Source organism: Lactobacillus sp. (assembly GCF_051893255.1).
Taxonomy (GTDB): Bacteria; Bacillota; Bacilli; order Lactobacillales; family Lactobacillaceae; genus Lactobacillus.
On sequence record NZ_JBJFHB010000046.1, the window covers coordinates 1 to 8,950 of the forward strand.

Genomic DNA, 8,950 nt, shown 5'->3' on the forward strand with positions numbered 1-8,950 from the left:
GTGATGATTTGCCCAAAATGATGTCAGCCGAGGTGATGATTTGCCCAAAATGATGTCAGCCGAAGTGATGATTTGCCCAAAATGATGTCAGCCGAGGTGATGATTTGCCCAAAACGATGTCAACCGGCGCGAAGTGTTGCCCAAAATGATGTCAACTCGAGTTAGATGCTAGTAATAATGAGTTTGGTTGATATCATTTTGTGCAGGTGAGCCCGGTGGTTGATATCATATTGTGCAGGTGTGTCTGGCGGTTGATATCATTTTGTGCAACATCATGCGCGTCTCGTCTGTCCCAACCCTTGTGCAAGCACCAACGCTGGCAAAGACTAAAGTTGTACCTAACACTGAGACAAAATAAAGGTCAAGACCCATTTCATGGATCTTGACCTTTTTACCTAACAATTTGTTATGCAAATCACTGTTAGTATATCGCTTAGACAGACTAACTACTTGCTCCGTTGCTCCATCTTCTTAACCCGCCATTCAAACGCACAGTTATAAATGATGCTGAAAGCCAGAGCGGCCAAAAATACTTGTCCAAGGTTAAAGCTGCGCTTAAAAACACTGTCTAAAAGGTATGATAACAGCATGAGTACCGGTGTTGACACTAGACTATACCCAATAATTTTCTTAATCATTTAAAGTCCTCCAAAAATGAAATTACGCCGTAGTCCGGCTGACGCTGAACAGGGTCTTGAAGACGCCGGTTGATAAACCAGGCGTGTCCTTGACGATGAAAGTCAAAAAGCCCGAGTCAGAAATCGTCTGGGTGAAAAAGTCGCTCCCTACAGAATTTAGGATCGACAAGACCACGTACATGAAGAAGTAGGCAGCAACGAAGGAGACGATGGCGCCGGCCGTGTGGTCCAGGGCCGCCGTGAAACCAACCTTGTTGCTTTGCTCTGGGAGCCAATTTTTAAAAATCTTGGTAACTTGCTTGAGCACAAAGAGCAAGACGAAGAAGGCGCCGAAGCGGCAGATCTGCAAAACCAGGCTGGAGTTCGCCGAGGCTACGGCGCTAGCGGTGTTGCTCTGCCCGATAAAAAGCTTGTAGACCAGGTTGCCGACCGGGTTTTGCAGCATGATGGCGATCATGAAGACGATCCCGGCAAAAATCAGGTTGACGATCCGCTTGGAAAAGCCGACCTGGTAGCCCTTGTAGGTCTGCCAAGCAAGATACAAAATGACGAAAATTACTAAAAGCATGGTGATCTTCTTTCTAAATTCTTTGATTCGTGATTTTTTACGGAATTTTTTGACCTCAGGGCCAAAATAATCCATAATTTATAAAGACAGTTTGTGTAACATTTTTGCGCAAGATACTATTTTGCGTTACATTTAAAGGGTGTGAAACGCGATGAATCCTGAACTTTTTGCAGAAACATTATCAAAAAATAATTTTAAGTTGTCTAGCCGCCAAGAGCAACAATTTAAAACTTATTTTAAAGAATTGGTCCGGGTCAACGAATACGTCAACTTGACCAGAATCACTGACGAAGACGAAGTCTACCTCAAGCACTTCTATGATAGCATTACGCCGCTTTTACTCGTGCCAGAAGTCTTTACTGAAGGCGCCAGCCTCTGCGACGTGGGGGCCGGCGCGGGTTTTCCGTCCTTGCCGATCAAGATCCTGCGTCCGGATTTGGAAGTGACCATCGTCGACTCTCTAGGCAAGCGGCTTACTTTTTTAAAGGATCTAATGGAAAAATTGGACATCACTGGCGTCAACCTGGTTCATGGCCGGGCCGAAGATGTCGGCCAAAACCCAGAATACCGCGAGCACTTTGACCTGGTGACCGCCCGGGCCGTTGCCCGCATGAGCGTTTTGAGCGAATATTGCCTGCCCCTGGCCAAAGTGGGCGGCAAGTTCGTTGCTTTAAAGGGGCCCAAGGCCGAAAGCGAGCTGGATGATGCTAAAAAGGCGCTTGCGACCCTCGGCGGCAAGACGGCATTAGTTAAGGAATTCACCCTGCCAGGGAGCAGCGAGGAGCGGACCATCATCGTGACCGATAAAGTTCAGGCCACGCCGCAGAAGTACCCGCGCCAAGCCGGCACCCCGAACCGCAAGCCTTTATAATTCTTTGGAGGAAACCGTATGGCTTTTAGCTTTTTCCATAAAAATGACCTGCCTCAAAACAAGCAGGTCCAGGATCTGCCAATCGCGCAGCTTCACCCTAATCGTTATCAGCCTAGAAGAACTTTTAGTGAGGAATCAATTAAGCAACTGGCCCAGACCTTGGACGAAGAGGGGCTCTTGCAGCCAATCGTCGTGCGTGAAGACGGCGAAGGCTACGAAATCGTGGCCGGCGAGCGCCGCTACCGGGCAGCCAAGAGCTTGGGCTGGGAGAAAATTCCAGCCATCGTCAACAACCTGTCTGACGCTCAGACTGCTTCTCTGGCCCTGATCGAAAACCTGCAAAGGGAGAACCTGAACCCGATCGATGAGGCCCTGGCCTACCAGGAACTGATGAAGATCAACAACTTGACTCAGACCCAGCTGGCCCAAAATATCGGCAAGTCTCAGTCTTACGTGGCCAATAAATTGCGCCTCTTAAAACTGGCCCCAAGCGTCCAGCAAAGCCTGGCTCAAGGGCAGATCAGTGCCCGCCACGGCCGGGCCCTACTCACCTTGGACGTGGACCAGCAAGGGCGGCTCTTAAAGGAAATCCTCGACAAGGACCTGAGCGTCAAGGAAACGGAAAAAATCGCGGCTGATTTTGACAATTATTTTGCTCCGAAAAAGGCAAAGAAGCCGGCGATCCGCTACAGCAAGGACCTGCGCGTCCAGATCAACACGATCAAGCAGGCCGTGAAACTGGCCAAAGAAGCCGGCACCAAGGTGCAAGTTAAAGAAGAGAAGACGTCTGACGAATACACGATCACCATCGTCATGAAGAATCAGGCGCCTGGTAAAAAGGAGGAATAGCGCATGGTAAGCATTATTGCGGTAGCCAACCAAAAAGGCGGGGTCGGCAAGACGACCACGACCGTCAACTTGGCGGCGTCAATTGCTAAAAGAGGCTATAAGGTCTTGATTGTGGACATTGACCCCCAGGGCAATGCTACTTCAGGCCTGGGCATTGAAAAGTCGACGATTGAATACGACGTCTACAATGTCTTGATCGATGAAATTCCGATTGCCTCAGCGATTAAAAAGACCACCAGCAAGAACCTGGACATCGTGCCGGCCACCATCAACTTGGCCGGGGCGGAAACGGAATTGATCAGCATGATGGCCCGGGAAACCCGCTTGAAGGGGGCCATCGACGACTTAGGCGACGCCTACGACTTTATTTTTATCGACTGTCCGCCATCCCTGGGGCAGCTCTCGATCAACGCCTTCACGGCCAGCCAGTCCATCCTGATCCCGGTCCAAAGCGAATACTACGCTATGGAAGGCTTGAGCCAGCTGCTGAACACCGTTCGCCTGGTTCAAAAGCATTTCAACAAGGACTTAGGCGTTGAAGGCGTGCTCTTGACCATGCTGGATGCCCGGACCAACCTGGGGGCTGACGTGGTGCAGCAAGTAAGAGAATACTTCGGCGACCGGGTTTACAAGACCATCATCCCCCGGATCACCAAGCTGGCCGAAGCCCCAAGCTATGGCCAGGCAATTACGGAATACGCGCCAAATTCCCGCGGCGCCAAGGTGTACGATGACTTAGCAAAAGAGGTGCTGAAAGCTCATGGCAAGAGACTCAAGAAGTAGCAAAGAGAAGAAAAGAGGGGGCCTGGGCCGCGGGCTGAACGCCTTGTTTGAAGACGAGCCCCAAGTAAAGCCGGCTGAAGAAATCGAAGACCTGCCTTTGGCTGAAGTCCGGCCCAACCCTTATCAGCCAAGAAAGAATTTTGATGAAAAAAAGCTGACCGAACTCGCCGAATCCATCAAGGAAAACGGCGTTTTGCAGCCGATCATCGTCCGCCGGTCGGTGTCTGGCTATGAAATCATTGCCGGCGAGCGCCGCTTCCGGGCGTCAGAACTAGCTGGCAAGGCCACCATCCCGGCCATCATCCGCCAGTTTGACGAAAGCCAGATGATGGAAGTCGCCATCTTGGAAAACCTGCAAAGAGAAGACCTGACTCCTTTAGAAGAAGCCCAGGCCTACGAAATGCTGCAAAAGAATCTCGGCTTAACCCAAGAAGAAGTGTCCAAGAAGATGGGCAAGTCTCGTCCTTACATCACTAACTACCTGCGCCTTTTAACCTTGCCGCAAAAGACCAAGGGCCTCTTGCAGCGGGGCGAACTGTCCATGGGGCAGGCGAGAACCCTGCTTGGCTTAAAGGACAAGACCAAGATCGATGATCTGGCCAAGCGGGTGGTCAAGGAAGGGATGCCGGTCCGCAAGCTGGAAGCCCTCGTTTCCCAAATGAACGAGCGCGGGCAAAAGCGGAAGAAGAAGCCGGGCAAGTCGCCTTTTGTCAAGGCTAGCGAAAGCCAGCTTTCTGCTAAGTTTGGCTCTCCCGTCAGCATCACGGAAAACAAGCAGGGCAAGGGCCACTTGTCCATTGACTTTGCCGGCCCTGAAGAATTAAACCGCATTTTAGATCTATTAGGTGTGAATCTCGATGACTAAAAACTTTACTTTTGCTTTAGCAGATACTGTGGAAATGAAGAAGCCCCATGCCTGCCAGACCAATAACTGGGAAGTCATGCGCTTAGGCGCTGACATCCGCCTCAAGTGCATGGGCTGCGGGCACGTGGTCATGATGCCGCGGGCTGATTTCAATAAAAAAGTAAAAAAGCTGCTGGCCAAGGCCAACGACCCGGTCAACCAAAAGAGCGACTTTTACGTGCCTAAAGAAGAAATTGCCCGGCCAAACTTTAGCTAGTTATTGACTAATCAGGCTAAAAGGCCAAAAATAGACAAGTACAAACACAAGACAAGAAAGAGGAATATACAACATGGCTTTAACTGCTGGTATCGTCGGTTTGCCAAACGTCGGCAAGTCAACTCTATTTAACGCTATTACCAAGGCGGGGGCGGAAATGGCTAACTACCCATTTGCCACCATCGAACCTAACGTGGGCATGGTCGAAGTGCCTGACAAGCGCTTGGCCCGGATCCAAGAACTGATCCCGGCTAAGAAGGTGGTCCACACTACTTTTGAATTTACGGACATCGCCGGCTTGGTGAAGGGGGCTTCTAAGGGTGAAGGCCTTGGGAACAAGTTCTTGGAAAACATCCGCCAAACCGATGCCATCGTGCACGTGGTTCGGGCCTTTGACGACGAAAACATCACTTCCGTTTCCGGCAAGGTGGACCCAGAAGAAGACATCAACACCATCAACCTGGAACTGGTTTACGCTGACCTTGACTCTGTTGACCGCCGCATCTCCAAGGTGCAAAAGATGGCTCAGCAAAAGGACAAGGAAGCCATGGCTGAATACGCCGTTTTGCAAAAGATCAAGCCAGTTCTGGAAGCCGGCGACCCAGTTCGCTCCATTAAGTTTACGGACGACGAAGCCAAGATCGTGAAGGGCCTCTTCCTCTTGACTTCTAAGCCAGTCATCTACGTAGCCAACATCGCCGAAGAATCCATGGCTGACCCAGAAGCTGACAAGTACTACCAAATCGTCAAGGCTCACGCTGACAAGGAAGGCGCCGGCTGCTTGGGCATCTCCGCTGCCATCGAAGAAGAAATCGCTGGCTTAGACGATGAAGAAAAGGCAGAAATGCTGGCGGCTGAAGGCGTGGAAGAATCAGGTTTGGACCGCTTGATCCGGGCTGCCTACCACCTTTTGGGCCTTAGAACCTTCTTCACGGCCGGCGGCAAGGAAACCAGAGCCTGGACCTTCAAGCAGGGGATGAAGGCACCGCAAGTTGCCGGGATCATCCACTCTGACTTTGAACGTGGCTTCATCAGAGCCGAAGTCGTTTCTTTTGACGACTTAGACAAGTATGAAACCATGCAAAAGATCAAGGAAGCTGGCCGTGTCCGCCTGGAAGGCAAGGACTACGAAGTGCAAGATGGCGACATCATCGAATTCCGCTTCAACGTTTAATTTTTTTTAAAAAAGAAAAAAGCAACAGAAAATAGGAGACTAATCAGTGACTGAAGAAAAGCAGGTTCAAGCTGAAAAGCAAGAAAAACTGAAAAAGCAGGGCGAAGCTGAAGCCGCTAAGGAAGAAATCAAGCAAGAAAACCCGAAGGACTTGGCCAAGAAGCTGTCCAACAAGAACCAGGACTACTTGTTCCGCTTAAGAAAAGAATTGATCGCGGGCGGGATGAAGGAAGATCAGGCTGACGCCGAAATTGACAGCCTCTTGCCAGACATCTACGCGGCCCAAATCAAGGGTCAGCCAGCCGGCACCCTCTTTGGTGTATCCCCAACCATCAAGGCTGGGCAAATCCTGCACCCAGTGGTCAAGCCAACTAAGGTGCCAAACTGGCTGCTGGGCGTTGACAGTGCCCTCATCTACACGGCCATCTTGACCGGGATGTTCGGCTTGATGCAGCTGTTTACCAACGACAACAAGAAGACCGCCAACGGTTCCGGCATCTTGACCCTGATCGTGATGGGGATTGCCATGGGCTGGTACTTCACCAAGTACAACACTTGGATGAAGCCAGATCCAAAGACCGGCAAGACGGCCTGGGGCAAGGTTATCTGGGGCCTGATCGGTTCCTTGGTCTTGATCATGGCCATCGTTTTGGTTCTGTCCGTTCCGGCCTTGTCTGTCATCAACCCGGTTCTGCCAGGCTGGGCCGACCTCTTGGTGGCTGCGATTGCCACTGGAGCTTGGTACCTGATCCGCAAGCACTACGGCATTCACGGCAGTTCCTTTAGCCCAGATACCTTGACCATGGACAAAAAATAAATTCAATAGCGTGCTTTTGTTTTAAAAAAGGTGTAAACTAAATAAGCGATAAACAAATAGGTGAGAATTCATCTATTTGTTTTTGTTTGAGACAGTTTTTTTAAGTAATTGATTAAAAGGGAGGCAAAATGCTTAAGACTTTGCTTAAGTCCGTGCGCCAGTACAAGAAAGAAACGCTTCTTTCTCCCTTGTGCGTCATTTTCGAAGTCTTCATCGAAATGTACATTCCGTACATCATGGGGATGTTGATCGACAACGGCATCTACAAGGGCAACATGGCCTATGTGCAAAAAATGGGTCTGTTCACCATTTTCTTGACTTTAGTGTCCCTGGTCTTGGGGGCAGCGGCCAGCTACTTCTCCGCTCACGCGGCGGCTGGCTTTACCGCCAACTTGCGCCACGACATGTTCTACCACATGCAGGAATTTTCTTTTGAAAATATCGACAAGTTCTCTAGTGCCAGTTTGGTGACGCGGCTCACCACGGACACCAACAACATCCAGATGGCCTACCAGATGAGCATCAGAATGGCGGTTAGAGCACCGTTCATGCTGGTCATTTCCTTGATCATGGCGATGATGATCTCTGCCAAGCTGACCTTGGTTTTCTTGGTCGCTGTGCCATTTTTGGCCGTTGCCATGATCTTGATCGTCAATGGTGCGCGCCCATACTTCCCAAGAATCTTCCGGGCTTATGACGAATTGAACCGGAAGGTCCGGGAAAATATTCGCGGGGTGCGGGAAGTCAAGACTTTTGTCCACGAAACGGAACAAATCGAAAACTTTGAAAAGTCAACCAGCAAGATTTACAAGCTTTTTAGCAAGGCCATGATCATCATGGCATCTAACGGTCCAGTCATGACCTTGACCGTTAACGCCGTGATGCTGGCTCTGTCCTGGTTTGGGGCAAAATTGATCGTGGGTCACCAGCTGGAAACGGGGCAACTGGTTTCCATGTTCTCATACACCATGTCAGTTTTGATGAGCTTGATGATCCTGTCCATGATCTTCACCCAGCTGATGATGGCCCAGGCCAGCGGCCGGCGGGTGGCGGAAGTGTTAAACGCTCAGCCAACCATCACCAATCCGGTCAAGGAACCACTTGAAGACGTTACTAACGGGGAAATCGTTTTTGACAACGTCGACTTCAAATACGACAAAGACGACGACCACTACGCCTTAAAGGACATCAACTTGACCATCAAGTCTGGGGAAACCATCGGGATCATCGGGGAAACGGGTTCTTCTAAGTCAACCCTGATCTCCATGATTCCGCGTCTTTATGACGTAACCGGCGGTGCCGTCAGAGTCGGCGGCCACAATGTCCGCTCTTACGACCTCAAGGCCCTGAGAGACAACGTTGCTGTCGTTTTGCAAAAAAATGTCCTTTTTACCGGGACCATCAAGGACAACCTGAAGTGGGGCAATGAGCATGCCACTGACGAAGAAATCCTGCGGGCTTCCAAGATTGCTCACGCTGACGGCTTCATCCAAGAAATGCCAGACGGCTACGACACCATGGTTGAGCAAGGCGGTAATAACGTTTCCGGTGGGCAAAAACAGCGGATTACCATTGCCAGAGCCCTCCTGAAGAAGCCAAAGATCCTGATTTTGGACGACTCTACCAGTGCCGTCGACACCAAGACCGAACGGGAAATCCGGCTGGCCTTAAAGCGCGACCTGCCGCAGACGACCAAGATCATTATTTCTCAGCGGATCGTTTCCATTAAGGACGCTGACCGGATCATCGTCATGAACCACGGTAAGATTGAAGATATCGGTACCCACGAAGAGCTGATCAAGCGTAATGACCTCTACAGCTCCATCGCCAAGTACCAAGAAGAAAATAGTAAGTAGGTGAAGCGAATTGGATAAAAAACAACAAACGCCAGCACCAGGCAAGACTTTTTGGCGCCTGATCAAGTATGTTTACCACGTTAGTCCCGCTTCCCTGATCATTTCCTTTATCTCTGTCATCATTGCAGCGGGCTCCACGGTTATCGGCTCTCTCTTCATCGAGCAGGTCATTGACCGCTACATCACCCCGATGCTGAAGGAAAAGACTGCCAACTTTGCGCCGCTGGCCCACGCCATCTTGCTGATGGCTGGGGTCTACGCCATTGGGGTGGT

At 50.5% G+C, this 8,950-nt stretch carries 10 protein-coding genes and 1 pseudogene; 9 read left to right on the forward strand and 2 right to left on the reverse strand.

Features of this window, described 5'->3' with window-relative positions:
- Positions 1–446: 446 nt before the first annotated feature.
- On the reverse strand, positions 447–638 hold the full coding sequence (locus ACI4WN_RS03910) for a hypothetical protein (protein ID WP_439777052.1): 192 nt from the start codon (positions 636–638) through the stop codon (positions 447–449).
- 22 nt (positions 639–660) lie between these two features.
- A complete protein-coding gene (locus ACI4WN_RS03915) occupies positions 661–1,206 on the reverse strand; it encodes a CvpA family protein (protein ID WP_439777053.1) in 546 nt (181 codons plus the stop codon).
- Between the two features lie 151 nt (positions 1,207–1,357).
- Between ACI4WN_RS03915 and rsmG the strand changes: the two genes are divergently transcribed.
- From rsmG to ACI4WN_RS03960, 9 genes and pseudogenes are all read left to right on the forward strand, one after another.
- Positions 1,358–2,077: a 16S rRNA (guanine(527)-N(7))-methyltransferase RsmG gene (gene rsmG, locus ACI4WN_RS03920; RefSeq protein WP_439777054.1), complete on the forward strand. Its 720-nt coding sequence runs from the start codon at positions 1,358–1,360 to the stop codon at positions 2,075–2,077.
- An 18-nt stretch (positions 2,078–2,095) separates the two neighbouring features.
- Entirely contained in the window at positions 2,096–2,926 is an 831-nt protein-coding gene (noc, locus tag ACI4WN_RS03925; protein WP_439777055.1) for a nucleoid occlusion protein, read from the forward strand.
- Between the two features lie 3 nt (positions 2,927–2,929).
- Positions 2,930–3,709 (forward strand): ParA family protein, encoded by a 780-nt coding sequence (locus ACI4WN_RS03930; protein ID WP_279199478.1) that lies wholly within the window; start codon positions 2,930–2,932, stop codon positions 3,707–3,709.
- Entirely contained in the window at positions 3,687–4,574 is an 888-nt protein-coding gene (locus ACI4WN_RS03935) for a ParB/RepB/Spo0J family partition protein (protein WP_008462075.1), read from the forward strand. Before ACI4WN_RS03930 ends, ACI4WN_RS03935 begins: the two co-directional genes overlap by 23 nt.
- On the forward strand, positions 4,567–4,830 hold the full coding sequence (locus tag ACI4WN_RS03940) for a DUF951 domain-containing protein (protein WP_008462074.1): 264 nt from the start codon (positions 4,567–4,569) through the stop codon (positions 4,828–4,830). Before ACI4WN_RS03935 ends, ACI4WN_RS03940 begins: the two co-directional genes overlap by 8 nt.
- Positions 4,831–4,903: 73 nt before the next feature.
- Entirely contained in the window at positions 4,904–6,004 is a 1,101-nt protein-coding gene (gene ychF, locus ACI4WN_RS03945) for a redox-regulated ATPase YchF (RefSeq protein WP_439777056.1), read from the forward strand.
- Positions 6,005–6,050: 46 nt separating this feature from the next.
- Positions 6,051–6,821 carry a DUF1129 domain-containing protein gene (locus ACI4WN_RS03950; RefSeq protein ID WP_439777057.1) on the forward strand — a complete coding sequence of 257 codons (771 nt, stop codon included), beginning with the start codon at positions 6,051–6,053 and terminating at the stop codon, positions 6,819–6,821.
- A gap of 128 nt (positions 6,822–6,949) precedes the next feature.
- Complete coding sequence (locus tag ACI4WN_RS03955; protein ID WP_439777058.1) at positions 6,950–8,677, forward strand: ABC transporter ATP-binding protein; 1,728 nt, start codon at positions 6,950–6,952, stop codon at positions 8,675–8,677.
- Between the two features lie 10 nt (positions 8,678–8,687).
- A pseudogene (locus tag ACI4WN_RS03960) lies at positions 8,688–8,950 on the forward strand (ABC transporter ATP-binding protein); the annotation flags it as partial.